The organism is Tropicibacter alexandrii (assembly GCF_003667315.2).
GTDB classification, from domain to species: Bacteria; Pseudomonadota; Alphaproteobacteria; order Rhodobacterales; family Rhodobacteraceae; genus Tropicibacter; species Tropicibacter alexandrii.
This window is the reverse complement of record NZ_RCTZ02000021.1, coordinates 1-23,729: the sequence shown is the minus strand read 5'-3', so window position 1 is coordinate 23,729 and position 23,729 is coordinate 1. Positions and strand designations below refer to the sequence as shown.

At 62.9% G+C, this 23,729-nt stretch carries 22 protein-coding genes; 7 read left to right on the top strand and 15 right to left on the bottom strand.

What is annotated here, in order from left to right; all coding sequences use genetic code 11:
* Positions 1-18: 18 nt before the first annotated feature.
* The 5 genes from D8Z78_RS19955 to D8Z78_RS19935 all read right to left on the bottom strand — a co-directional run bounded on the left by D8Z78_RS19955 (position 19) and on the right by D8Z78_RS19935 (position 6,811).
* Positions 19-1,680: a C1 family peptidase gene (locus D8Z78_RS19955; protein WP_164933028.1), complete on the bottom strand. Its 1,662-nt coding sequence runs from the start codon at positions 1,678-1,680 to the stop codon at positions 19-21.
* A gap of 464 nt (positions 1,681-2,144) precedes the next feature.
* The gene (locus D8Z78_RS19950; protein ID WP_121632300.1) at positions 2,145-3,671 is read right to left on the bottom strand and encodes a sulfatase-like hydrolase/transferase; all 1,527 of its coding nucleotides are present in this window, start codon (positions 3,669-3,671) and stop codon (positions 2,145-2,147) included.
* Complete coding sequence (locus tag D8Z78_RS19945; RefSeq protein WP_121632299.1) at positions 3,668-5,257, bottom strand: tripartite tricarboxylate transporter permease; 1,590 nt, start codon at positions 5,255-5,257, stop codon at positions 3,668-3,670. Before D8Z78_RS19945 ends, D8Z78_RS19950 begins: the two co-directional genes overlap by 4 nt.
* Complete coding sequence (locus D8Z78_RS19940) at positions 5,257-5,805, bottom strand: hypothetical protein (protein ID WP_121632297.1); 549 nt, start codon at positions 5,803-5,805, stop codon at positions 5,257-5,259. The genes D8Z78_RS19945 and D8Z78_RS19940 overlap by 1 nt, the downstream gene beginning before the upstream one ends.
* A gap of 58 nt (positions 5,806-5,863) precedes the next feature.
* Complete coding sequence (locus D8Z78_RS19935; protein ID WP_121632295.1) at positions 5,864-6,811, bottom strand: Bug family tripartite tricarboxylate transporter substrate binding protein; 948 nt, start codon at positions 6,809-6,811, stop codon at positions 5,864-5,866.
* Between the two features lie 111 nt (positions 6,812-6,922).
* On the opposite strand from D8Z78_RS19935, the gene D8Z78_RS19930 reads away from it, so the two are divergent.
* Genes D8Z78_RS19930 through D8Z78_RS19920 form a run of 3 tightly spaced genes read left to right on the top strand, consistent with a single transcriptional unit; the run spans position 6,923 to position 9,677 of the window.
* Complete coding sequence (locus D8Z78_RS19930; RefSeq protein ID WP_164933027.1) at positions 6,923-7,390, top strand: MarR family winged helix-turn-helix transcriptional regulator; 468 nt, start codon at positions 6,923-6,925, stop codon at positions 7,388-7,390.
* Between the two features lie 9 nt (positions 7,391-7,399).
* Positions 7,400-8,824, top strand: coding sequence for a sulfatase family protein (locus D8Z78_RS19925; RefSeq protein WP_121632292.1), 1,425 nt, complete (start codon positions 7,400-7,402; stop codon positions 8,822-8,824).
* A 4-nt stretch (positions 8,825-8,828) separates the two neighbouring features.
* Entirely contained in the window at positions 8,829-9,677 is an 849-nt protein-coding gene (locus D8Z78_RS19920) for an MBL fold metallo-hydrolase (protein ID WP_121632290.1), read from the top strand.
* Positions 9,678-9,990: 313 nt separating this feature from the next.
* Here D8Z78_RS19920 and D8Z78_RS19915 read toward each other — a convergent pair whose 3' ends face one another.
* The 10 genes from D8Z78_RS19915 to D8Z78_RS19875 form a co-directional block, all read right to left on the bottom strand.
* Complete coding sequence (locus D8Z78_RS19915) at positions 9,991-10,890, bottom strand: EamA family transporter (protein WP_121632287.1); 900 nt, start codon at positions 10,888-10,890, stop codon at positions 9,991-9,993.
* Positions 10,891-10,910: 20 nt separating this feature from the next.
* Complete coding sequence (locus D8Z78_RS24740; RefSeq protein WP_164933026.1) at positions 10,911-11,048, bottom strand: hypothetical protein; 138 nt, start codon at positions 11,046-11,048, stop codon at positions 10,911-10,913.
* Positions 11,049-11,059: 11 nt separating this feature from the next.
* Positions 11,060-11,698 carry a DsbA family oxidoreductase gene (locus D8Z78_RS19910; protein WP_121632285.1) on the bottom strand — a complete coding sequence of 213 codons (639 nt, stop codon included), beginning with the start codon at positions 11,696-11,698 and terminating at the stop codon, positions 11,060-11,062.
* Positions 11,698-12,321 carry an NAD(P)H:quinone oxidoreductase gene (gene wrbA, locus D8Z78_RS19905; RefSeq protein ID WP_121632283.1) on the bottom strand — a complete coding sequence of 208 codons (624 nt, stop codon included), beginning with the start codon at positions 12,319-12,321 and terminating at the stop codon, positions 11,698-11,700. The genes D8Z78_RS19910 and wrbA overlap by 1 nt, the downstream gene beginning before the upstream one ends.
* Positions 12,322-12,428: 107 nt before the next feature.
* Complete coding sequence (locus D8Z78_RS19900; protein ID WP_121632282.1) at positions 12,429-13,316, bottom strand: LysR family transcriptional regulator; 888 nt, start codon at positions 13,314-13,316, stop codon at positions 12,429-12,431.
* A gap of 441 nt (positions 13,317-13,757) precedes the next feature.
* Positions 13,758-15,140: a glutamine synthetase family protein gene (locus D8Z78_RS19895; protein WP_121632280.1), complete on the bottom strand. Its 1,383-nt coding sequence runs from the start codon at positions 15,138-15,140 to the stop codon at positions 13,758-13,760.
* Positions 15,140-16,549, bottom strand: a complete 1,410-nt coding sequence (locus D8Z78_RS19890; RefSeq protein ID WP_164933024.1) for a transaminase — start codon at positions 16,547-16,549, stop codon at positions 15,140-15,142. Before D8Z78_RS19890 ends, D8Z78_RS19895 begins: the two co-directional genes overlap by 1 nt.
* Before the next feature lie 69 nt (positions 16,550-16,618).
* Entirely contained in the window at positions 16,619-17,098 is a 480-nt protein-coding gene (locus tag D8Z78_RS19885; protein ID WP_121632279.1) for a DUF3237 domain-containing protein, read from the bottom strand.
* Entirely contained in the window at positions 17,088-18,737 is a 1,650-nt protein-coding gene (locus D8Z78_RS19880; protein ID WP_121632277.1) for an amidohydrolase, read from the bottom strand. The genes D8Z78_RS19885 and D8Z78_RS19880 overlap by 11 nt, the downstream gene beginning before the upstream one ends.
* A complete protein-coding gene (locus tag D8Z78_RS19875) occupies positions 18,734-19,411 on the bottom strand; it encodes a TetR/AcrR family transcriptional regulator (RefSeq protein ID WP_121632275.1) in 678 nt (225 codons plus the stop codon). The genes D8Z78_RS19880 and D8Z78_RS19875 overlap by 4 nt, the downstream gene beginning before the upstream one ends.
* An 88-nt stretch (positions 19,412-19,499) precedes the next feature.
* Between D8Z78_RS19875 and D8Z78_RS19870 the strand changes: the two genes are divergently transcribed.
* Genes D8Z78_RS19870 through D8Z78_RS19855 form a run of 4 tightly spaced genes read left to right on the top strand, consistent with a single transcriptional unit; the run spans position 19,500 to position 23,360 of the window.
* Positions 19,500-20,576, top strand: coding sequence for an ABC transporter ATP-binding protein (locus D8Z78_RS19870; protein ID WP_121632365.1), 1,077 nt, complete (start codon positions 19,500-19,502; stop codon positions 20,574-20,576).
* Complete coding sequence (locus D8Z78_RS19865) at positions 20,566-21,489, top strand: ABC transporter permease (protein WP_121632274.1); 924 nt, start codon at positions 20,566-20,568, stop codon at positions 21,487-21,489. The genes D8Z78_RS19870 and D8Z78_RS19865 overlap by 11 nt, the downstream gene beginning before the upstream one ends.
* Positions 21,482-22,285: an ABC transporter permease gene (locus D8Z78_RS19860; protein ID WP_240672192.1), complete on the top strand. Its 804-nt coding sequence runs from the start codon at positions 21,482-21,484 to the stop codon at positions 22,283-22,285. Before D8Z78_RS19865 ends, D8Z78_RS19860 begins: the two co-directional genes overlap by 8 nt.
* A 40-nt stretch (positions 22,286-22,325) precedes the next feature.
* Positions 22,326-23,360, top strand: a complete 1,035-nt coding sequence (locus tag D8Z78_RS19855; protein WP_121632272.1) for an extracellular solute-binding protein — start codon at positions 22,326-22,328, stop codon at positions 23,358-23,360.
* Positions 23,361-23,729: the final 369 nt, after the last annotated feature.

Genomic DNA, 23,729 nt, shown 5'->3' with positions numbered 1-23,729 from the left:
CAAAATTTTGGTATGAATTCAGTTGCGGACCGTAAAGATCAGGTGCCGCGAGGCGGTTTGACCCAGTTCGTCGGTCGCGGTGATGGTCACGCTATGCGGGCCGAGGCCATCGGGCAAAGCCAGCTCGGCCCGGAACGGCCCGCGCGAGCTGAAGCGCGTAGACTCCGCTCCGGTGACGGTCAGGTCTGCGATGGCGCTGGCGTCCTGAGCGATCCCATCCAGCTGGAACCGGGCCGACGACACGACAAGCGGGCCGTCCGGGTCTTCGAACGCCTCCGGCGCCGGGTTCAGCAGCGTGATCAGTGGTGCAGACCGATCGACCTGTGCCGGATCGGGGGCGACATGATCTATGGTCAGGATCAGGGCGATGACATCGCCCTTGGCGCTGTCCGAGGCGGCGCCGATGCTGACCCGATTCAGGGTGACTTCCCCGTCCGGGATCAAGCGATCTCCCAATGCGGCACGCAGGCGTGTCTGCACATCGCCGTCGACCGCCGCCATGCGTTCGGCCACGCGCGCCACGCTCAACGGGTCGCGCGCAATCAGCAGGATGTAGAAATCCGTGCCCGTCGTGTCGTTGAGACGGGTGAAATGTTGTTCCGTCGGGCCGGGCAACAGCAAGGTTTCTTGCGCTGCAAGATGCGGCGAGACCCGCCCGCCCCGGGGAAAGAGCGCGACGTAGTCGCCGGTCGCATCGCCGCCGATGGCATAGACATTGGCGGCCGTTTTGCTGGTCGCTTCGACCCGGAACCGCGTGCCCGAGGGCAAGGACCGTGTCACCCGATAGCCCGCACCATCAGCACGCGCGTTCAGAACATCGCCAGAGATATGGCGTAGCGTGACCTGCGCCGACAATGGGTCGGCGATGGTCTGGTCCGGCGCTTCGGGGATCATCTCGTAGCCTTGGGTGACGAAATGGTTGAAATCGCGGTAATTGATCCAGAAAAAACCGCCATCCCCCCAGTCCGGCCCCCAGGAATTGACGATCTCGAACGACCCGCCTTCGCGCGCGTCGTCATAGCCGACCACCGTCATCGCATGCCCGCCCAAGATCAGGGGCGAGCGCCGTCCTTCGTAAAGCGCCTGCATCCCGGCGCGTTCGTCCTCGGTGGCGAAAAAGTCGCTGCCGTCGAAGTCGACGAAGCTTTCGGGCAGGAACATGCCGATCACCACCGGATGCCCCGCCGCCAGCGCGCGCCGCGCAGAGACATGCCGGTTGCGCGACGTGCTGCCCCAAAGCCGGGTAAAGGCCTTGATCCGGAAGTCCTCTGCCTCTTGCAGGATGCGCGCATCCGGCTGGGCGACACAGCTGTTTTCCCGGTAGGGAAAGCTGGCCATCGACGCTACGCCCTGCTCGCTCATGAGCTTCAGCGCATCCGAAATCAAACTGCCGTTTTCACACCCTTGCCGTTGTATCTGGTTGAAGATGAACGAAGGAGACAGAGTCAATTGCCGTTTGGCCGCAGAATGCGTCACCTCGGCCTCGCGGGCCGCGATCAACGTGCGCGCCGCATAGGCGGTGGCCCAACCAACACAGCTGCCCTGTTCACCCTGATTTCCCGGTACCGGTACATAGGCCCGCATCGACAGCTTCGTCGGCATCCCCTCATAGGATCCGCGGGTCAGTGGCGGAGCCGCAGCTACCGTCTCGTAGACCTGCGGATCAAGTACTGCGCCCAAGCTGCGTGCCTGGGCCGATGCATCAGAAGGAAAACTCGCACCAAGAGCGAATGCGACAGCCCCCAAGGTCGGGATCGGTGTCCGAAAGATAAGCATTGTCTGACACGATAGGTGACTTTCAACTATGTGAAAAGAATAACTTTCAACAGCTTGCGTCGACCCTGGCACTGCGCCTTCGGCTCCCAAAGAACGCGTGCTGTCGATCCTGCCATAGAAGTTCGAGCCAAGTTGAGGTGCTACCACGAACGATGATTTCGAGCTTGGACAGGTTAGGAACTGCCCGCACCGACGGTGTATGCGTCGGTCCGATATGGCCTGCTGCCGGTTCCGTGGACTTCCCCGATCTTCAACGCAAACCGGATAGACCGCGGGTTGTTTGCTTGGACGGCAGTGCTGAGTGCTGAGCAGTGTTCTTCACACAGCAATGGGCTGCCTGCACCCCTAGGTCTGAAACACCGCTGCGGCTATGCCGTGCCAACGGGCGTTGCGTCGGGGCGTTGGTCGTCCGGTCGGGTGGCGATGTACGCTTCGAGCCGTTTGCGCATGGCGGCTGCCTCGGGGGCGTCGAACAGATTGGTCTGCTCAAACGGGTCGGCGACCAGATCGTAAAGCTCTCCAGCGCCGGAAATGAGGTCGATTGTCATCTTGTGGGTTCGGGTGCGGACGGTGCGCAACTCCAGCGCCACACCGACGCGGCCCGGCAACAGTCCCCATTCGTTGAGCGCGAAATCGCGGGTGGCATCGGCAGATTCCAGAAGCGGGCGTAGGCTGGTGCCGTGCTGGGTTTGCAGCGGGTCGGCTGCGCCGTAGTCATAGAAGGTCGCGCCGAGGTCGAGGGTCGAAACCGGCTGGTGCACAGCCACGCCCGCGCGGACGCCGGGGCCACGCACGATCATCGGCACGCGCAGCAGCCCCTCGTAATGCATCGGGCCCTTGAGGATCAGCCCGTGATCGCCCAGCCAGTCGCCGTGATCAGAGATGTAGGTGACGATGGTATTTTCGGCCAATCCAGCCTCTTGCAAGGCGATCATCAACCGCCCCACCTGATGGTCGATAAAAGCGATCTGACCATAGGTATTCGCGATGATCTCGCGCAGCTGCGCATCGGTCTGGGGCTGGATGCGGCTATAGGCCTTGCGAATGTCGGCAAATTTGGGATCGGCCGGTTCGCCCTCCATTGCCGCCTTATGCCACCAAGGTTTGCCCTCATAGCTGCGGGTGCGGTTTTTGGGCAGATCCACGTCTTCGGGTTTGTGCAACCATGACCATGGCTCGGGGCAGTCGAACGGGTGGTGCGGATCAGGGAAGCTGACCCATGTGCAGAATGGGCGGCTTTCGTCGCGCCCATGCTTGATCCACTCGATGGCACGGTCGGCGGTCCAAGGCGTGTTGTGCCAGGCCACCGGCAGGCGCGAATGCCAGACCTGCGCCGCATCCTTGGTGTCGCCCGCGTTGTCCCACATCAAAGCGGTCTTTTCATCGCCGCGCCCGTCCATATGGTAGAATCGTTCGTAATGCTGGCCGGCGGGCGGCTTTTCGGGCGCCCACCAGTTATGACCGACCAGCATCATTTCCAGATGTTCGAACCCCATATAGGGGCCGTTCCAATCGGCGCCGTATTGCGCCGAAGAGCGCAGGCATTCCGGCGTGCCGGTAGGTTCATACGTGTGATAGGTCGAGAAATGCGCCTTGCCGAAGAGGCTGGTCTGATAGCCCGCGGCGGCCATGGCCCCGGCCCAGCCCTTTTCGCCGACATCCGGGTCTAGGTCGATGCCGTTGTCATGCACCCCGTGGGTGCGGCAAAGCTGCCCGGTGAGGATCGAGGCGCGGGCCGGTTGGCAGACCACCGAGGGCGTGATGCAGGCGGTGAAATGGGTGCCCTCGGCGGCCAGTTGATCCAGATGCGGTGTCTTGACCCTGCGGCCCATGAAACCCAGGCAATCGGCGCGTTGCTGGTCGGCCGAGATCAAAAGGATATTGGGGCGGGTCATTGCGGGCCTTTCCTGTGGCGGCGAAGAGAGAGGGCGACAAACCCCACCGCCAGCGCCATGAAGAGCGCCGCAACGGGGCTGGTGAACAGGAACCACGGATCGCTGCCCGTGGCGGCGAAGGCCTGCCGCGCGGTGTCTTCGAGCTTGCCGCCGAGGATGAAGGCAATCACGAAAGGCAGGGGCGACATGCCCACCCGGCGCATCAGGTAGCCCAGGATGCCGAATCCGATGGCGAACCAGATCGCGCTCATCCGCGCCTCCTGCACATAGATTGCGGTCAGCGTCAGCATCAGCACGATCGGCAGCAGGATATGCTTGGGCGCGCGCACCATCACGCCTGCCACCCGCATGAAGACGCCGCCGATGGTCCAGTTGAAGGCATTGGCCAGCATCATCGTGGTGAAAAGTCCGAACGCCGCGACCAGCTCTGGGTTGACCGACTCGGTGGTGAACCTGAAGACGCCCGGCCCGGGGTTGAAGCCGCCGATGCTTTCCGTGGCGAGGATCAGGAACACCGCCGCCGCATTGCCCGGGATACCGAGGCTCAGAACGGGAATGAGGTTCGCCCCCGAGACCGAACTGTTGGCGGCCTCGGTCGCGGCGATGCCTTCGGGCGCGCCCTTGCCGAATTGCACAGCGTCGGGGCGGCGCTTGGCATGGCGGCGCGCGCCAGAGGCATAGCCCAGCGTTGCCGCAAGGGTCGAGCCGATGCCGGGCAGCGCGCCGATGGCGGTGCCGATCACGGCGGAGCGGGCGATATAGGGCGCAATGCGCCGGATATCGGCCCAGTGCAGGCGTTGATCGCCGGATTGCGCAGGCTCGGTCACGGGCTTGTTGGCCCGGGCATCGTACCAAAGGTCTTCAAGCGATTTGAACACTTCACCAAGGATCAGCACGCCCAGAACGGCGGTGGCCACCGGAAAGCCCTGCGCCAGCGTCTGGGTGCCAAGGCTGAGGCGCGGATAGAAATCCTCGCCCGTGCCGATATAGACGGCCAGAAGGCCCAGACCCATGGAAATGAGCCCCTTGCCAACGGAATTGCCGATGACCGAGGCGATGAAGCCGAGCGACAGGATCAGGAGCGCGGCCTTCTCGGGCAGGTCGAGATAGCGTTCGACCAGCACGGCCAGAAAAGGCGCACAGAGGATCAGCACGATATCCGAGAACGTGTCTCCAGAGGCCGAACTGACATGCGCCAGCTTCAACGCTTTCTTCGCCTGTCCGGCCCGCGTCATCGGGTGACCATCGAGCGTGGTCATATAGGCATCGGGCGTGCCGGGGGTGTTGAACAGGATCGCGGGCACCGCCCCGCCCACCGTGGCCCCCTTCATCACGCCGATCAGGAAGCCCATGACCGGCAGCAATGCATCAGGCGAAAACCCGAAAGCCGAGATCAGGATCGGCAGCGCGATGGCCATCGCCATCGGCCCCGCCAGTCCCGGTGTCGCGCCCACCATGATCCCCAGAAGGAACCCGGCCAGCACCATCACGATGGTGATCGAAACGGCAATCCCGAACAGCGAAAACGCCTCCGGCCCCTGAAACACCGCCAGGATGCCCATCCAGATGTAATCGCCCACCCCCATCAGACATCCCCGTTGGGGGGCAGAAGAAGATCGTCGAAAGGCAGGTCGTATAGCGCGATCAGCGCGAGGGTCGCAGCGATGGCGATCATCACCGCGCGCAGGCTCAAACGGCCCTCGGTGCTGGCGATCAGGGTGACGATGATGCCAGTGCCGCCGATGAAGAAGCCGATATATTTCCACGGCGCGGTATCGCGCAACGCCCGATAGTCCTGATCGCCGTTCAACACGGCAACCAGCATCGGCCCGCTCCAGCGCATCAGCGCAAAGCCCACCGCCATGATGGCGAGGAACCGCAACAGGAAGACGAGGTTGCCGCGGGTCAGCCCCGGTTGATCGGGGGCGCGGCGTTCGAGAAAGACCATCACGCCTCCGGCTCCGATCATGATCGCAGCCAGAGTGGGTGCCAGCGCGTCCCCGATGCTGACCTGACGGCGGACCTTGTGTATGAGGCCGGTGCCGCTGTCCATCGGCGCCCAGACGAATGCCAGCAGCAGGGCAAAGCCGACACAGCCGAGCGAAAGGTAGAGATTGGCGCGCGCTGGTTTCATGGGTTCCGGCCTGAAAGCGAAGACCCCGCCGGGTGGACGGGGCCGATTGGGGTTGGCCTTACTCCGAGGCCGCTTCCAGCAGCTTGCCCGCGGCCTCGTATTCGGCCTCGACCAACGTCTGCAAGGTAGCACCGGTGACAACATCGGGGGCGCCGAAGGCCTTGGTGACCATTCCATTCGATTTCATGCCATCGGTCGTCACGACCTCGGCGATGGCAGCGGCAATCGCATCGCGCGCCTCGGCGGGCATGCCGCCGGGGCCGAAGAACGTGAAGTAGCCATCGGCGTTGAAATCCACGCCAAGGTCGGCCAGCGTGGGCGCGTCAGGCGCGTGCTTGAGCGGTTTTGACAGGCCCGAGGCCAGTTCGACCAGATCGCCCGACGCCACGCCCTTGGCCTGGATGCCCGCCATAAAGCCCACATCCATATCGCCGGCCATCACGCCATTCAAAACGTCCTTGCCGCCCCGGACCTGGACGATGTTGAGATCGATCCCCTGCGCCTTGCCCAAGAGATAGGCCAGATCGGCCAGTTTCGGGCTCATCACGCCGAAACGGATGGTTTCACCGGCCTCGGCCGCTGCCTTGAGATCATCCCAGGTTTTCCAGCCCTTGGCGGTGGCCGATACGACGCCCATCTGGAAGCTGGCGGTGGTGGCAATGGCGGTGAAATCGCTGGGTGCGACGCCCGCATTGGCCACGCGCATGTTGTAACCCAGCGTCTCGGACGCGCCCATGCCGATGACGGTCCCGTCGGCGGGCATGTCCTTCATCGCCATGGCCATGTTCATGCCGCCCTTTCCAGTGACCTGCTCGGGGATGAATTTCCAGCCGAACTTGGCCTCGAGGTCCTCGGCCACAAGCCGCGCCTGAGTGTCGGCCCCGCCCCCTGCAGCGAAGGCGATCATCAGCTTGATCGGCCCCGGCGGTGTCCATTCGGCCAATGCCGAGGTGGCAAGCGATGCAAATCCAACAGCCGCCACGGCGGCCTTCAGAATCCGTTTCATGGTGATCCTCCCTGATCTTTCCGGCCAGTCAGGCACAATATGGTTGATGGGTCAATTAAAATGTTGACGGATCAACCATTGCGCGGAATGCTGGCGGGAAAGGAGAGCGTGATGCCCCAGACCGCACAGGACACCCAAACGAATGTCGACACCCTGCCGCTGCACCAGTTCCTCACCTACCGGCTGAGCCGTGTTCAGGCCAAGCTGAACGCGCAGGCGACGCGCATCTTGCGCGAGGCCAGTGGAATCACGCTGACGCAATGGCGGATCATCGCGCTCGTTGGGGCCGCGGGGGAGACCCGGTTGTCACAGCTCGCTCGCGAGGCGGCGCTGGACAAAGGGCTTTTGTCACGCAACCTCAAAGGGTTGATCGAGGACGGTGTGATCGCGACCCGTCCGGATGAAAGCGATCATCGGGCACAGGTTCTGTCCCTCAGCGCCAAGGGGGCCGAAATATTCGAACGCACCTTGCCTGTTTCGCGTGAGCGACAGCGCAAGCTGCGCGCTGGGCTGACCGAGGAAGAGCTGCGCGTGTTTCGCCGCGTGCTCGACAAACTTGAAATCGCCGCCGAAGAATAGAGGCCGCACATGACCCAACCGAATTTCCTTGTCATCATGTCGGATGAACATCAGGCCCGTGCCATGGGCTGTGCGGGGCATCCTTTCGTGCAGACGCCTCACCTCGATGCGCTGGCGGCACGGGGCACGCGGTTCACCGATGCCTATACGCCCTCGCCCATCTGTGTGCCCGCCCGCGCCGCCTTTGCCGCCGGGCGGCAGGTGAACAAGACCCGGCTGTGGGACAATGCCATGCCATATACCGGTGAACCCCGGGGCTGGGGTCATGCCCTGCAAGATACGGGCATCCCCGTGGAAAGCATCGGCAAGCTGCATTACCGCTTTGCCGAGGATCCGGCCGGGTTCGATGTCGAACACATCCCGATGCAGGTCGTCGATGGCGTCGGCATGGTCTGGGCCTCGATCCGGCGCGAGGAAGAACGTGTCGAGCCGCCAACCCGGATGCTGGGTGAATACATCGGTCCTGGCCACAGCAAATACACCGATTACGATGCCAAGGTGACGGCCCGCACCGCAGAATGGTTCGCCGAGCGGGCCGCTTCGGGCGACAGGCGGCCATGGTGCCTCTATGTCGGGCTGGTCGCACCGCATTTCCCGCTGGTCGTGCCGCAGGAGTATTTCGACCTCTACCCGCTGGATGCGCTGCCCGAGGTCAAGCTGCATCCGTCAACCGGCTACAGGCGCCACCCTTGGGTGGAGCGGCAGAACGCCAACATGGACACCGAGGCCAAGTTCCACGATCCCGAGGAGCGCCTGAAGGCGATGGCCGCCTATTACGGGCTCTGCACTTGGCTCGACCATAATATCGGCGAAATCCTGAAAGCCCTGAACGCGGCAGGTTTCGGCGACAACACCACCATCGTCTACACCTCGGACCATGGCGATAACGTGGGCGCACGCGGGCTTTGGGGCAAATCGAACCTTTACCAAGAGAGTGTTTCAGTGCCGATGATCATGGCGGGCCCCGGGGTGCCGGTAGGCACATGCGATACGCCGGTGTCACTGCTTGACGTGGCGGCGAGCATTCCAGCGCATTTCGGGGCCGGGTTCGAAAGCGACGGTCGCCCGCTGGCCCAGATTGCCGCCGAACCGGCAGATCCGAACCGCGCCATCCTGTCGGAATACCATGCGGCGGGTGCCGTTTCGGGGGCGTTCATGCTGCGCAAGGGCCGTTTCAAGCTGAACTGGTATGTGGGCTTTCCGCCCGAGCTGTTCGATTTGCAGGCCGACCCCGAGGAAATGAACGATTTGGCCAGCGACCCGGCCCATGCCGCCGATCTGGCAATGATGGAAGCCGAGTTGCGCAAGCTGGTCGACCCCGAGGCTGCAGATTCACAGGCCTTTGCCGATCAGGCCGCGATGATAGCCCGCTACGGTGGCCGCGAAAAAGCGTTGAAACTTGGCGCGCCCGCCGCCACCCCCCCACCGGAGTAAGCCGATGAAACTCACCATCCTTGGATCCGGCTCACCCGAGGCCTACGCCCGCCGCGCCTCGTCTGGATACCTGCTGGAAGCGGGCGATGACGTCATCCTCTTCGATTGCGGCGGTGGGGTGTTTGACAACCTTCTGCGCTCAGGTCGCAAGCCGTCGGACATCACCCACCTTTTCTTCAGCCACCTGCATTCCGATCACATGATGGACTACGCGCGCCTCGTTCACGCCGCATGGGACGAAGGTGGCGCGCCTATCAAGGTGTTCGGCCCCGCCCCCATAGCGCGCATCACCGAAGGGTATTTCGGACCCCAAGGCGTGCTTTCCCACGATCTGCGCGCGCGGACCGAGCTTTTGCCGAGCCAAGAGGTCTGGAAGGCGCGCGGCGGAACGATCCCGCGGCCATGGCCCGCGCCCGAAGTGACCGAGATCGCGCCCGGGTTTGCCTTTGAAGGAACTGGCTGGACCCTTTCCTCCTGTGAGGTGCCGCATGCCCAGCCCGCACTGACCTGCATGGCGTTTGCCGTTGAAAGCGCGGGGCGGAAATTCGTCTATTCGGGGGATGCCGGGATTTGCGAGGCACTGTCCGCGCTGTGTGCGGAGGCCGACCTCTTGCTGCACTGGTGCTATCGGCTGGACGGTGAGGCAGCACATCCCCTGATGCTGCCCTTGACACCAACACCGGGCGAGGTCGCACGGATGGCCAAATCCACCGGGGCAAAACGGCTTCTGCTCACCCATTTCCGCATCCACATGGACGGACCGGAACGCCACGCCGAAGCGTTGTCGACATTGACAGCGGAATTCGGCCCCGACAGCGGGATTGTCGAAGATCTGGACAGCTACACCATCTAGGGCAGCGGTGCGTTACTCGTCAAAATGGACGCGAAGCAGATCTTGGGCGCACCGAAGCTCGGCCCGCCGTACCTTGGCAAAGACGACATGGACGGCCCGTTCTTGCCATTCGTTGGCCAGACTGACGTTGAAATGTAGCTCCGGTTGCGTCCGCATCGGTGCAGTCGATCGGTGGACCCCGGAGCCACACCTTGGCCCTGAGACCGCGGCGATGATGACGGGGTAGGGCGGCCCGGCGAACCGCCCCTTCCCGTGCGGGGGCATTGGCGGGGACAAGAACGGTCGCGAGGCGTGGTCCTTTCTGAAATCGAAATCACACAAGCCTAGCCGGCACCTTGGCCGCAACCACCGGGGCGCCCAAGGTGGCGGCGCGGTTTGCCCTTTGCCCGACCCAGACGGAGCCGAGGACGACAATCGCGCCGAGGCCCTGCAGAAGCGTCAGGGACTGGCCCAGCACCACCCAGCCAAGCAACACCGCTGTCACGGGGCTCATCATGCCGAGCATCCCAACGGCCCCGGGCTCGATCCGGGCGACGCCGCGGAACCACAGCGCATAGGTCAACGCCGCGCCGACGAGGCCGAGCCACACCAGACCGGCGAGGTTCGTCATCGTCAGGGGCGGCAGCGTCGGTTCCATGGTCAGCGCCAAGGGCAGCAGGATCAAGCCACCTGCCGCCAACTGCCAGGCGGTGAAGCTGAGCGCGGAGACCGGCGGCTGCCACTTCCGGCTGAGTACCGTGCCGGCGGCCATTGAGGCGGCACCGCCAAGACCTGCGGCGAGACCCACGGGGTCGAGCCCGCCATCGGGGCCGATCAACAGCAGCGCCACCCCGAGAACCCCGGTTCCCGCCGCGGCGAGAGCAGCCCGCCGGATGGGCGTGCCGAGCCACCCGCGCGCCATGAAGATCACCATCATCGCCTGCAGCGACCCGAGCGTGGCCGCCACACCGCCCGGCAGTCTGTAGGCGGCCACGAAGAGCAGCGCCCAAAAGAGCGCGAAGTTCAAGCTTCCGAGTAGGAAAACACGACCCAGCCAGGCGCGGGGCGGTAGGCAGCGCGTCACTGCCAGCAACATCAACCCCGCCGGCAGGGCGCGCAGCGCCGCCATGGTGATGGGGTATCCTGCGGGCAGCGCCTCGGTCGTGACGAGATAGGTGCTGCCCCAGACCGCCGGGGCGAGGGCCGTAAGAAGAATATCGGTCGTGCGGGACATTGGCTTTATCTCCTGTGTGCTCACCAGAGTGGATGCAAGGACACGCGCGGGCGCTCCGGCCAGGGATCGAGGCCGATGTCGCGCATCAGGTGGGGCGGCAGGTCGCTCGGAATGCGGCGGCGATGCCATGCATCTGTGCGGAGGAAAGAGAAGGTCATGGCATTTCCTTTCATGCGACGAGGCGCAGGACGGCGCGCAATTGCGCGGCGAGATCCTCGCGCGGGCCGTTGACGAGACGGGCGCCGGTCTCGCGAACGATGAGGGTGGGAACCGACCGGACCTGAAGCGCGCGGGCATGCTGCCGGTCGGCCTCTACGGCGCGACGGGTGCCCGGATCGTCGAAGATGTCGGCGAAGGCCGAGGCCTCGAAGCCGAGATCCCGCGCTGCGAGACGCACAACCTTCGGATCCGCAATGTTCCGTGCCTCGGCCAGATGCGCATGCTGAAGGCGGTCGAACATGTCCCAGTGGGCGGACTGCCCGCCGATCCGTTCGGCGGCCTTGCATCCCTGCGCCGCGGTCATCCCGTGGGGATAGTCGAAGGATGCGGCGCGCATGGCATCGATATCGACCAGTCCCGGCTGGTCGCTGACCCGCCGGCAGACGGCCCAGTGCTCGAGGATCGTCTTGCGGGCGTCCTCGGGGCTGCCCCAGCGCGCGGCCATTTCGGCGCGGCTGGCCTGCAGGACGAAGCTGCGATGCCGGATGTCGAGGTCGAATTCCTCGGTCAGGCTGCGCAACCGCGAGGAGATGTTGAAACACCAGCAGCAGACCACGTCGTGGAAAAAGTCGATGGTGAGGCCGGTCATTACGCGGCCTCCTCGGTCAGGTCGGCCCGCGCGAGGCGCGCGGCGATCCGTGCCACATGCGCGCCTTGGAACCGTGCGCCTGCCAAGTCGGTTTCGGAGGGCTGGCGCGAGCCGTCGGCGCCCGCGATGGTTCCGGCACCATAGGGCGCGCCGCCGACGATGCCCTCGCCGGTCGTCTGGCCGGCAAAGGTATAGGGCATGCCCACGATCAGCATTCCGAAATGCTGGAGCGGGATCTGGGTCGAGAGCAGCGTCGCCTCGTGGCCCCCGTGTTGCGAGCCAGTGGAAGCAAAGACCGCAGCGACCTTGCCGACCAGCGCGTTGCGCGCCCAGAGGCCGCCCGCCTGGTCGAGGAAGGACTTCATCTGCCCGGCCATCATGCCGAAGAGCGTTGGCGTGCCGAAGATGATCGCGTCGTAGGTTTCCAAGTCGGCGGGGGTCGCGACGGGCGTGTCATCCGGGGCAAAGCCGGCTTTCTGCCGGATCGTCTCGGGGACGGTTTCAGGCACGCGGCGCAGGTCGACTTGTGTGCCCGGGACGGATTGTGCGCCTTCGGCCTCGGCCTGCGCAAGCGCGCGAACATGGCCATAGCTCGAATAGTAAAGAACAAGAATGCGGGTCATGGGATCCTCTCAGTGTTCGGGGTTTCCTTGCCCGAGAAGATCGTGGATCAGCGGTGACGGAATAACCGCCCGGCTGTCACTTCACTCTTTACGTCAGTTGAAGAATGTCAGGGCCGAAGCGCGCGCCGCAGGTGGTCGAGAAACGCCGTCACCTTCGCATCCATGCCGAGGCGGGAGGCGGTGACTGCGAATATATCGGGCGCAGGCAGTTCCCAGTCCGACAGGACCCGGACCAGATCGCCCCGCGCCTCGGCCGGGTTCGAGACGAAATCCGGCAGCGTGCCGATACCCTGGCCCGCGATCAGAAGGTCGCGCAGAACCAAGCTGTTGCCGACGCGCACGGTCGGATCGAGGGCGATGACCGTACTTCCCAAGTGACCGCTCAAGGCCCAGGAGGTCAAATGATCGGCCAGCAGGAAGCCGACGATCTTATGCCCGGTGATATCCTCCGGCGACTGTGGAGTGCCCGCGCCCTCAAGATAGGCAGGCGACGCGAAGATCCGTTGCCGCATGGTGCCGATCTTGCGCGCCACAAGCGCGGAGTCCGGCATCGCGGCACGGATACGGATCGAGACGTCGAACCCACCATCGACCATATCCACCACCCGGTCGTCCATGGATAACGTGAGCCGCAAGTCGGGATGAGCGTCGAGGAACGCCGGAAGCATGGGCGCGATCACGGTCTGCCCAAAGGAACTCGAGGCATTGACCTTGAGGTGCCCACGTACAGCGCCGGCGCCCTCGCGAATCCGCGCTTCGACCCCAACAACGGCGTCAAGGATGCCGGAAGCCTCGTCGTAATAGAGCCGCCCGGCATCGGTCAGCGACATCGAGCGCGTCGTCCGTGTCAGCAGCGTGGCCCCGAGACTTTCCTCCAGCAGCTTGACCTCACGGCTCAGAAGCGCGGGCGACACGCCGAGATCCTCGGCCGCGCGCGCGAAACTTCCACGCTCCACGATGCGCCGAAAGGCGTGCATGACCGACAGCTTGTCCATGGTCCTCAGCTCTGAAGCTCAACCGCGGCGTATTCGGGCCGCATCGTCAGACTTACACGATCGACACGTTCTTTCGAAGCGGAACGGTTCTGTTTCTGCCAATCGTAAAACTCGATGCGGTCGATGCATTCGGTCCAAAGTTGCCGTTCCTTGGGCATGCGAAATGCTGCGTTGCGGCCAATCAATCAAGCCACGGCATTTCGATCAGGGCAATTGCGGCAGTGCAGGCAGAGAGGTCATCTGCATCCGTGACCCCATTTGCGCTTCGGTGCCGTCATTTGGCTTCGCGGCAACGCCGTGGGTTAGCCGTTTCCCCAACAAGGATGCCGCGAATTTCGTGATCGGGATGCGCCGCAGTCAGCCGATCCCCGGGGCCTGGATTGCCGGGCCTGCTCACTCTTCGGATGCAAGGTCGAAATATCTCGCATGCACCACGGCGTGTCAGATCGTGTGGCAGAAATAGTCGAACTCCTCAGCCGTGACCTGGGCCAGGAACCGGTCGTATTCCGATTGGCGCAACGCCAGAAAGACAGCTGCCATCTTGTCGCCGAGGGCGTCTTTGAGAAATGCAGAACCTGACGCGCGCTCGATGGCAGACGCCCAGTCTTTTGGCAGGACATACTGGCTATCTGCATCATAGGACGTGGATTCCTCGTCGGGACTGAGTTTGCTCCGGATGCCTTCGTACATTCCGGCAAGCACGCCTGCTGCCACGAGATATGGGTTGGCATCGACCCCGGGCGTGCGGTGTTCAATGTGGCGATTGTCGGGGTTCCCGGCGGGAACCCTTATCGCCACGCTGCGGTTGTTGCGCCCCCATGTTGCTGCTGTCGGCGCGTAGCTGTTGCGGCTGAACCGTCGCCACGAATTGATGTTGGGCGCGAACAGCAGCATCGACTCCGCCAGGCTCCTTTGCAGACCAGCCACGGCATTTAAAAGGAGCGGTGCCAATTCTCCATCCGTGTCCGCCATCAGGTTTCTGCCCGCCTCATCATTCAGGCTGGTGTGCAAGTGCATGCCGGACCCGGAGCGCCCGGAAAACGGTTTTGCCATGAAGTTGGCGCGCATCCCGTGCCGGATCGCGAGGCCCCGCATGAGCCGTTTCAGCATGACCAGATCATCCGCCGCACGCAGGCCGCTGTCACGGTGCCGCAAGGTCAGCTCATACTGTCCGGCGGCATATTCAGAAATCATGGTTTCCACGGGAAGGCCCTGAACCTCGGCATGGGCATAAAGCTCGGCGATGAAGGTCTCCATTCTGTCGAGCGGGTCCAGCCCATAGACCTGGTTCGCCTGCACCAGATCACCCGTCATCGGCATCCGCGCCGCTTGAGGGCGGCCATTTGCGTCACGCTCGGCATCCAGAAGATAGAATTCCAGTTCGAAGGCCATGACCGGGTTCATCCCGATCTGATTGAAAGCCTCGATCTGGCGGGCCAGCGCGTGGCGCGGGTCTGCCGCCATGCGCGTCCCGTCAAGTTCATACAGGCTGACCCGGACCTCGCCCCGTTTCGGGGAGGTCCAGGGCAGTTCAACCAGCGATCCGGCGATCGGCCAGGCGATACGGTCGGCGTCGCCATCGTCCCAGACCAGCCCGGTTTCGTCCACATCTTCGCCCGTGACGTCGAGACCCAGGATTGAGCCCGGCAAATGTCGGCCGGACCGATAGAGGCCCAAGAGTTCGTGGCGGCGGATGATCTTGCCGCGTGCGATCCCGTTCGGGTCGATCAATACAAGATCGAACGCCGAGATGTCGGGGTGATCGGCAAGGAAGGCTTCTGCTTCCTCGATCGGAGCAGCTTCGGTCGGCCTGCCATCGGTCATTACACGACCTCCCTTGCGACAAGGCGGGCCAACATGCGTTTGAATGCGCCCAAGAGCCCCTCGATCTGTGCGTCCGTCGTGGTCGGGGCGACCAGCACCATGTTGTGGAACGGTGTCACGAGGTAACCTTGGTTGAGCAGGCCGATATGTAGGGCGTGCTGGATGCCGTCGATTGCCGCCGCACGGGCCTCTGCCGCATTGCGCACGGGGTCAGGCGAAAAGACGATCTCAAGCCGCGCGCCAACGCGGCTGACATGCCAAGGCAGCCCCGCGGCGCGGATCGCATCGTTGAACCCCTGTTCCAGACGGTCGGCATGGCGGTTCATCGTCGCGTAGGCCTCGGCCGTCATTACCTGTTCCAAGCAGGCGCGCAGGCAGGCGATTTGCAGCGTGCTGCCTGACAGTGTCGTGCCAATGCCGGAATGGCCTATGCCGGTCATCTTGGCGCGGATGCCGGAAATCGCATGGGCGACTTCGCTGGACATGCCCCAGATTGCGACAGGGACGCCGCCGCCGACTGGCTTGCCGACGACAAAGATGTCCGGTTCAAGACCATGCACAGCGGTATAGCCGCCAAGGCCCGTCGAGATCGTGTGCGTCTCGTCGATGTGCAGCAAGGTGCCCGTGGCCCGGGTCAACGCGCGCAACGCCTTCAGGTATCCCCCGTCAGGCAGGATCATCCCGCAATTCGTCATCACCGGCTCGGCCAGAACGACGGCGATCTCGCCGGTTTCCAGCGCGGCTTGCAGCGCATCGAGATCGTTGAACGGAATACTGACGGTGGTCGTGGTGACATCGACAGCCTGACCCAACAGGTTCTTGCGGGCCACCGTCTTGCCATCCTCGAAATCGACCAGCGTTTCGTCTACAGCCCCGTGATAGCAGCCATCGAACACAAGGATCTTGTTGCGCCCTGTCACGGCGCGCGCGACCCGAATGGCGAAGCGGTTGGCGTCGCTGGCGGTGGTCGCGAGCTGGAAGACGAAGGGGCCAAAGCGATCCACCAGCAGCCTGCCGACCTCCGCCGTTTCGCCCGACGGCAACATCGTTGTCAGGCCACGCTGGGCCGACCGTGCCAATGCATCGACGATGGGTTGGGGCGCGTGGCCGAACATGGCTCCGGTATCGCCAAGGCAAAAATCGGCAAGCTCGTTGCCGTCGACATCGGTCAGGGTGCTGCCCGTGGCTCCGGCGACCGCAAACGGGAAAGGCATGGGCCAATCCCTCATCCAATGCTGTGGCACCTGATCGTAGAACCCCGGCTCGGGGTTTACGAAAATGGCTTTGCTCTTGGGCCGACGCTGTTCGTAAAGATCCGCCTCGCTCTCGGCAATGTCGCGCGCTGTGGCACAGAGCGCGCTGACGTCAAGACTTGACCCAGAGGGGTGGGCGTATTCCTGATGGCTCATGGCATTCCCTTTTGAAAGTGTTTGACGTGACCAACACGTCGCATCGCGCGGTCCAGGACAGCCCGGGCCTCAGATCCGGGCATGCCAGAGCTCGATGTAGACATTCTCTTCATCGTCCGCGGGCGCATAGGCCGTGCCGAACAGCACCATGTCACCCAGACGCTGGAGTGGGCCTTCGGGCACCTCCAGCTCGGCGCGGGTGCGCCCGTGATAGCTGCCGTCGGCCTGAGGCACCATGCGGCCCGCGTTGTGCACCATCATCAGCGTGCCGTCCTCCAGTTTGAGGACATAGCGCGCTTCGATCTCGTAGGTGCCGTCGGCCAGACGACGCGCGAAGTCCGCACCGCCGGGCAGAATGGTCGCGCGCCAGTCGGCCGCAACGGCCTTTCCCCCGGTGATCGGGAACATCGCCCGACCCGTGCCTCGGCTGGTGTCGAATTCGGTCGGCGGGCCGATCTCTGCCCGGATCGAACAGACCCGCGTCAAATGCGGCAGGCCGGGCGACAGCGGTGCACCCAGCGTGGTGATGTCGGGGCAATCAGCGCTCATGGGTGACACGTCCGTCAAATAGTGTCAGGTCGACCGCCATGTCGCCGATGCGGTCGGGGTCAGTCTTTTCGATATCGCCTGAAAGCAGCGCCAGGTCGGCCTTCATGCCGGGCCGGATTGTGCCGGTCAGCTCTTCCGCGAAACCGACATAGGCACCGTTGCGGGTGTAGGCTGCCAACACATCGTGAAGATCCAGCCGCTGATCGGGCAATCCCTCAACCCAGTTCTGTCGCGTCATTGCGGCCTGTATCCCCGCAAGCGGAGAGATCTGCACGATTGGCCAATCCGAAGAGAACGCGAGGACAGCGCCCGTGTCTGCAATCTCGCGCCAGGCATAGGCCAGGCGCGCCCGGTCTGGTCCGATCCCGACTGTGGTCTCGTCCTCACGCACCGGCGCGTGCAGCGGCTGCATCGAGGCCACGACCCCCAGCCTGGCAAAACGCTCCACATCGTCGGGATGCAGCATCTCGATGTGCTCGATCCGGTGCCGCCGGTCGCGTGGGCCGTTGGCTTTCGCCGCCGCCTCGTAGCCATCCAGCGCCAACCGCACGGCTGCGTCGCCGATAGCATGGATGGCGATCTGCATCCCGCGCTTGTCGATCTCAATCGCGGCCGCGATGAAATCCTCGCGCGTGTGCAGCAGCTCGCCGTGATGATCCGGCCGGTGTGCATAGGGTTCGATCATCGCCGCCGTGCCGCTTGCGATCACCCCGTCGAGGAAAATTTTGACAAAGCCGGAACACAGCGTATCGCTGCAAAAGTCGCGCGTCATCGCGCTGGCTCGGTCCAGTTCCGAAAGGTCCATTTCCGTTGTCAGATGGAAGGGCACCCGTTGCCGAGAGATCAGCTCGCCCTTTTCCTCGATCTCGCGCAGAAGCTCTAGCATGTAGCGGTTTCCGTCCATGCTGTGCAGCGAGGTGATGCCGTGTTGCGCGGCATGACGCATTCCAACCTTGATGGTCTCGCGGTCTTCGCTGCGTTCCTTTTCGGTCGGCGGAACTGGGGGCTCGATCCCCGACATGCCGAGCGCTTCGCGCCCGCCGACATTGCGGATCTCCAGCACTGGCAGGAACGCAAAGAATTCTCGCAATTCACCGGTCGCCTTGCCGTCCGCGCCCATCACCACTTCGCTGCCCGGCGGCAGATCGCGTCCATGCAACAGGCCCGCCGCTTCAAGCGCGGCGGTATTGGCCCAGGCCGTGTGAAAGTCGTAGGCCATTATCGCCAAGGGCCGGTCCAGGCAAAGATCGTCCAGTTCGTGCCGGTTCAATGGCCGGTCCTTTCCGATAATGGCATAGTCCGCGCCCTGTCCCAGCAACAAGGTCAGGTCCGGATTGGCTTTTGCGTAGTCGTTGATCGCCGCACGCAAGTCTTCAATGCCGATGACCCGGTCGGCCTTGATGACAGTTTCGTTGTAGCCGCCCATGAAAAGATGCACATGAGACTCCACGAATCCCGGCAGCAGCGTTCGGCCCTGCGCATCAATCCGGCGCGTTCCCGTACCTGCCAGCGCTTCGATCTCGGCGTCCGAGCCCACGGCGCTGATCCGGTCACCGACCACCGCAACTGCGGTCGCGCGAGGTGCGTCAGGGTCCATTGTCAGAACGCTCGCATTGGTGAAAACGAGTGTCGGGGTCATGCTGTCTCTCCGGTCTTGCGCAGATAGGTGGCCGCCAGCGTGTTGTCGTCAAAGATGAAAGTTAAAATGGGTGTGATCCGTTGCGACAGCATAGCGTTATGATCGGCCAGCGTGGTCTGCGGCTCGGTGATCAGGGTCAGGTAGCAGGGCATCCACAAATCATAGAGCACGGTCGCAAGATAGCGGGTGTCTATTGATGTGCCCGCGCGTGTGTGCAGTTCGTAGATGTCCAGCCGCTCGACAATCGCCTCGACGAGCAGGCGCGAGATATTTCGAAACCGCGCCGAAAGCTCTGTCTCGGGCCGTCGGATGACCGACGCTTCGGCGTAGCGCCAGACCCGCCGCGACGCGATATCCAGCGTCTCTTGAGATATCTCCAAGAACAGATCCAGCACAATGTCTGCCAGGGGAACACCATCCAGGCGCGGTCTGCGCGATCCGCTTTCACGTTTGCGCTGCGTGCCTTCTTCCGTGATGGCGACCAGAATCCCATCCTTGGACCCGAAGTAGTTGAACACCGTCGGCGCCGACACTTCGCAAGCTTCGGCAATGTCCGCAATCGTGGTCGCATCGACGCCTTTCTCTTCGAAAAGCTCGATGGCCGCCGCAATTATATCCTCACGGCGACGCGCCTTTTTGCGGTCCCGAAGCCCGAGTTCTGCTTGCGTTGTCATCCACTGTCCAATCCTTTTGTCAGTTTAATTTTGTATTGACTAAAAAATTACTGTCAATAACGTTTACGCAGCAATTTGGGTGGCAAACATGCTCGACATACGTTCGCTTTCGAAGAAATTCGGTGCCGGAAACAGCGCCTTTCACGCGCTGAAGTCGATCGACATCACCATCGAGGAAGGCGAATTCTTTACCCTTCTGGGGCCGTCGGGTTGTGGGAAGACGACATTGCTGCGGATGATCGCAGGATTCGAGCAGCCCAGCGGCGGGCAGCTCGTGCTCGATGGCAAAGATATCGCGATGATCCCGCCGAATAACCGCCCGGTAAACACCGTTTTTCAAAGCTACGCCCTGTTCCCGCACATGACTGTCGCGCAGAATGTCGCCTTCGGTCTTGAGGCTCGCGGCGCGACACCGTCAGAGGTAGCGGGCCGGGTGGACGAGATGCTCGAAATCGTGCAGATGTCGCATCTGCGCGACCGCAAGAGCAGCCAGATGTCCGGTGGTCAGCAGCAGCGCGTGGCCCTGGCCCGCGCGCTCGCACCGCGCCCGCGCATTCTGCTTCTGGACGAGCCGCTGTCCGCGCTTGACCTCAAGCTGCGCAAGCAGATGCAGGTCGAGCTCAAGCGATTGCAGCGCGAAATGGGCCTGACCTTCATCTTCGTCACCCATGATCAGGATGAGGCGCTGACGATGTCCGACCGGATCGCGGTGATGGAAGGTGGGACGCTACAACAGGTTTCAGATCCCCGGGCGCTTTACGACCACCCGGCGAACCGGTTCGTTGCAGAGTTCATCGGCGATGCGAATTTCCTGGCCGGTGTGATCGCGGACGCAAAGCTGGGCATGGCCGGGCAACCGCCTGTGCCTTTGCCACGGAATGAGGCGGCCAACGGCCCTGTCACAGTCATGATCCGTCCCGAACAGGTTGTCGTCGGACCGCTCGCCAAGGACGCCATCACGCTCAATGGCCGGATCGAAACGCTGGTCTTCTCCGGCAATGACACCCAGGCCTCTGTGCGCCTGCAAAATGGCGAAACCCTCCGCCTGCGCGCTCAGAACAACCTTCACGCCGAGACGACACTCACCGAAGGGCAGCGCCTTCAGGTTTCTCTGCCGCTGGATGCCTTGCGCCTTTTGCCACAGGAAGCCGCCGATGCCGCGTAGCGCGATCGCCAGCGAAAGGGCTGTTATACGCGCCGAAACCCGGCGCCGCTGGTCGCTGGCCCTGCCTGCGCTGACCGTCATCACGCTTTGCTCGATCCTGCCGCTCGTCGTCATGGTCGGTTATTCCTTCATGGAGAAGGGGCAGTACGGAAATGTGGAATGGGGCTTCTCGCTTGAAGGCTGGCGAGCGGTCATTCTGGAGAAAGACTTTTTCGACGATAGCTACATTCCCGCAACCGCGCACCTGACGATCCTTGGGCGATCCGTGGCTCTTGCGCTGCTGACCACCGCACTCACCTTCGTCTTTGGCATCCCGACCGCCTGGTTCATCGCGACACGTTCACCGTCCACTAGGGCCTTCTGGATGTTCCTGATCACCGTTCCGTTCTGGACTAATCTTCTGGTGCGCACCATCGCGATCCAGGAGGTGATCCGCGCCGATGGCACCCTGAACCGCCTGCTGCTGGCGACGGGCATTATCGACGAACCCTTGCAGATGATGTTCACAAACGGCGCGGTGCTGGTGGGGATGACCTATGTCTACCTGCCCCTGATGGTGCTGCCGGTCTATGCCGCCATCGAGAAATTCGATTTCCGCCTCGCCGAGGCCGCCTACGACCTGCATGCGTCTCGGTTCTACTGTCTGCGCAAGGTGGTGCTGCCCTTGATGTGGCCGGGCATCGCGGCCGGCTCAATTCTGGTCTTCATCCCGGCCCTTGGCGCCTATGTTACGCCGCGGCTGATGGGCGGCGGTCGTGCGATGATGTGGGGCAATCTGATCGATCTGCAATTCGGGCAAGGCCGCAATTGGCCCTTGGGGGCTGCATTGTCGATCGCCCTGACGCTCGTCGTGCTTGGCGCGATGGTTTGGTACATCCGGCGCGTCGCCAAAGGAGGGGAATCCATTGGCTGAGAAGCGCTTCGATGTCACCCATATGCCCGGTGTTGCGACCATCGCGATTGTCACCTTCCTTGCCCTCTACATCCCGGTCCTGATACTTGTGGTGAACGCCTTCAACGCGAGCGACACGGCAGGCCGGTGGGAGGGCGCAACCCTGCGCTGGTTTGCCGCCGCGCTGGACAATACCGCGTTCCGGAGGGCGGCGCTCAACTCGGCAATCGTGGCCCTCACCGCTGCAACGCTGTCGACCGTTCTGGCAACCGCGGCGGCACTGGCCGTCACACGCGGCAGACACATCAAGGGACAGGGGGGCATCTTCGTCATCCTGAACCAGCCGCTGCTGGTGCCCGAGATCGTCTTTGCCATTGCCCTGATGGTCGTATTGGCACAGGTCAAACAGGCGACCGGCTATCAAGGCCTTGGCTACGTGATCGTGGCTCATACAACGTTCTGCATCCCATTTGCGTTTCTGCCGATCCGCGCGCGACTGTCGGGCATGGACCTGACGTTGGAAACCGCGTCGATGGACCTCTACGCCAGCCGATTTTACACCTTCCGGCGGGTCACACTGCCGCTTTTGCTGCCAGGCATACTGGCCGGTTTCATGCTGGCTTTCGTGATCTCGCTCGACAACGTGGTGGTCAGCAGCCTGATCAAATCGCCGGGTCAGGAAACTCTGCCAACCTACCTTATGGGTGAATTGCGCCGCAATCTAACATCGGAAATCTACGCGATCTCGGCGCTGCTGCTATTCGCCAGCATCTCGATCGTCGCGGCTTCGTGGTTCGTCACCCGCACCAGGCAATAGAAAAAAACCTTCACCCCATGTCCCACAACGGAGTCTTTGAATGAAACTTGATCCAACCCGCACCGCGATCGCCGCCAGCCTGACCCTGTTCGCGCAATCCGCCATGGCCGAAGGCAATCTGAATATCTACAATTTCGGGCTCTATACACCTCCCGAACTGCTCGAAAAGTTCTCTGAAGAATACGATGTCGAGGTCACCCTGACCGACTTCGTGGCTAACGAAGAAGCCATCGCCCGCATTCAGGCCGGCGGCCACGGCATGGATGTGATCGTCGTAAGCGGCTATTTCCTCCCGGCCTATGTCGAACAGGGCCTGCTGATGGAAAGCAACCCCACCGAGATGGAGAATTTCGAACACGTCGCGGATCAGTGGGTATCCATCCCGACCGACCCCGATCGCATGTACACCGTGCCGTGGGTCTGGGGCACGACCGGTGTCATGGTGAACAAGAAGGTCTATGACGGCGACATCAACACGGCTGCGATTTTTCTCGACCCGCCAGAGGAACTGAAGGGCAGCATCAACGTCGTCCCCTCCATGAACGACACGATCGACATGGCCCTGCGCTACATTGGCGCCGAACCCTGCACAACCGACCGCGAAGCCCTGAGCAAAGCACGCGATCTGCTGCTTTCGGCCAAGGAAAACTGGGCATCGGTCGACTACCCCTCGTTCGAAAAGTTCATCAACGAAGACCTGAACGCCTCGGTGTTCTGGAGCGGCGCAGCCGCCCGCGTGCGCGGCCTGAACGATGGCTTTGCCTATGGCTGGCCCGCATCCGGCTATATGGAGTGGATGGACAATGTCGCGATCCTGTCCGACGCCGCCAATGTCGAGAACGCGAAGTTGTTCCTGAACTACATCATGGCCCCTGAAAATGCTGCAATGATCTCGAACTACACGATGTACAATAACGGCATTGACGGTTCCGAGGAGTTCATGGATCCCGGACTGGTTACTGCGCCTGAACTGACTGTTCCGCAGGAACTGCGCGACGCTGCGATACAGCAGACCCTCTGCGCGCCCGAGGCGCAGGATCTCTATGCCCGGATCTGGACCGAGCTGACGCGCTGATCTTCCCCCGGACCGGCGTCCCGCCCGCCGGTCCGACCCTTGGCACATGACTGTCCCTGACGCCGCGATGAACGCAGTAGTCGTCCCGACGAACCAGCTGTTGGATGGGTGATTTTTGTGTCGGCGCCTTCAAGCGTGTCAGCATTCCACACCGAGTTTGGCGTGAACCAAACCGACCTTGATCTAACCCCTTCAAGACATTGCCGAGGCAAGGCCTGGAAATGTCGTCCGGCTGCCAGATTTCAATAAGCAGGTTGATCGGCTTTGCACTTGCAGCGAATGCCCGCCTTCCGCCGATTCTGTGGAAAAACAACCCTTCGCGGCCGCAGAATATCGACGCCTGAACATGGCGCGAGCGCCTTTGTCGTC

Excerpts from the sequence above, each read along its gene's own strand:
- D8Z78_RS19950 (WP_121632300.1), bottom strand. The coding sequence starts at position 3,671 with ATGACCCGCCCCAATATCCTTTTGATCTCGGCCGACCAGCAACGCGCC.
- D8Z78_RS19945 (WP_121632299.1), bottom strand. The coding sequence starts at position 5,257 with ATGGGGGTGGGCGATTACATCTGGATGGGCATCCTGGCGGTGTTTCAG.
- D8Z78_RS19940 (WP_121632297.1), bottom strand. The coding sequence starts at position 5,805 with ATGAAACCAGCGCGCGCCAATCTCTACCTTTCGCTCGGCTGTGTCGGC.
- D8Z78_RS19935 (WP_121632295.1), bottom strand. The coding sequence starts at position 6,811 with ATGAAACGGATTCTGAAGGCCGCCGTGGCGGCTGTTGGATTTGCATCG.
- D8Z78_RS19930 (WP_164933027.1), top strand. The coding sequence starts at position 6,923 with ATGCCCCAGACCGCACAGGACACCCAAACGAATGTCGACACCCTGCCG.
- D8Z78_RS19925 (WP_121632292.1), top strand. The coding sequence starts at position 7,400 with ATGACCCAACCGAATTTCCTTGTCATCATGTCGGATGAACATCAGGCC.
- D8Z78_RS19920 (WP_121632290.1), top strand. The coding sequence starts at position 8,829 with ATGAAACTCACCATCCTTGGATCCGGCTCACCCGAGGCCTACGCCCGC.
- D8Z78_RS19915 (WP_121632287.1), bottom strand. The coding sequence starts at position 10,890 with ATGTCCCGCACGACCGATATTCTTCTTACGGCCCTCGCCCCGGCGGTC.
- D8Z78_RS24740 (WP_164933026.1), bottom strand. The coding sequence starts at position 11,048 with ATGACCTTCTCTTTCCTCCGCACAGATGCATGGCATCGCCGCCGCATT.
- D8Z78_RS19910 (WP_121632285.1), bottom strand. The coding sequence starts at position 11,698 with ATGACCGGCCTCACCATCGACTTTTTCCACGACGTGGTCTGCTGCTGG.
- wrbA (WP_121632283.1), bottom strand. The coding sequence starts at position 12,321 with ATGACCCGCATTCTTGTTCTTTACTATTCGAGCTATGGCCATGTTCGC.
- D8Z78_RS19900 (WP_121632282.1), bottom strand. The coding sequence starts at position 13,316 with ATGGACAAGCTGTCGGTCATGCACGCCTTTCGGCGCATCGTGGAGCGT.
- D8Z78_RS19895 (WP_121632280.1), bottom strand. The coding sequence starts at position 15,140 with ATGACCGATGGCAGGCCGACCGAAGCTGCTCCGATCGAGGAAGCAGAA.
- D8Z78_RS19890 (WP_164933024.1), bottom strand. The coding sequence starts at position 16,549 with ATGAGCCATCAGGAATACGCCCACCCCTCTGGGTCAAGTCTTGACGTC.
- D8Z78_RS19885 (WP_121632279.1), bottom strand. The coding sequence starts at position 17,098 with ATGAGCGCTGATTGCCCCGACATCACCACGCTGGGTGCACCGCTGTCG.
- D8Z78_RS19880 (WP_121632277.1), bottom strand. The coding sequence starts at position 18,737 with ATGACCCCGACACTCGTTTTCACCAATGCGAGCGTTCTGACAATGGAC.
- D8Z78_RS19875 (WP_121632275.1), bottom strand. The coding sequence starts at position 19,411 with ATGACAACGCAAGCAGAACTCGGGCTTCGGGACCGCAAAAAGGCGCGT.
- D8Z78_RS19870 (WP_121632365.1), top strand. The coding sequence starts at position 19,500 with ATGCTCGACATACGTTCGCTTTCGAAGAAATTCGGTGCCGGAAACAGC.
- D8Z78_RS19865 (WP_121632274.1), top strand. The coding sequence starts at position 20,566 with ATGCCGCGTAGCGCGATCGCCAGCGAAAGGGCTGTTATACGCGCCGAA.
- D8Z78_RS19855 (WP_121632272.1), top strand. The coding sequence starts at position 22,326 with ATGAAACTTGATCCAACCCGCACCGCGATCGCCGCCAGCCTGACCCTG.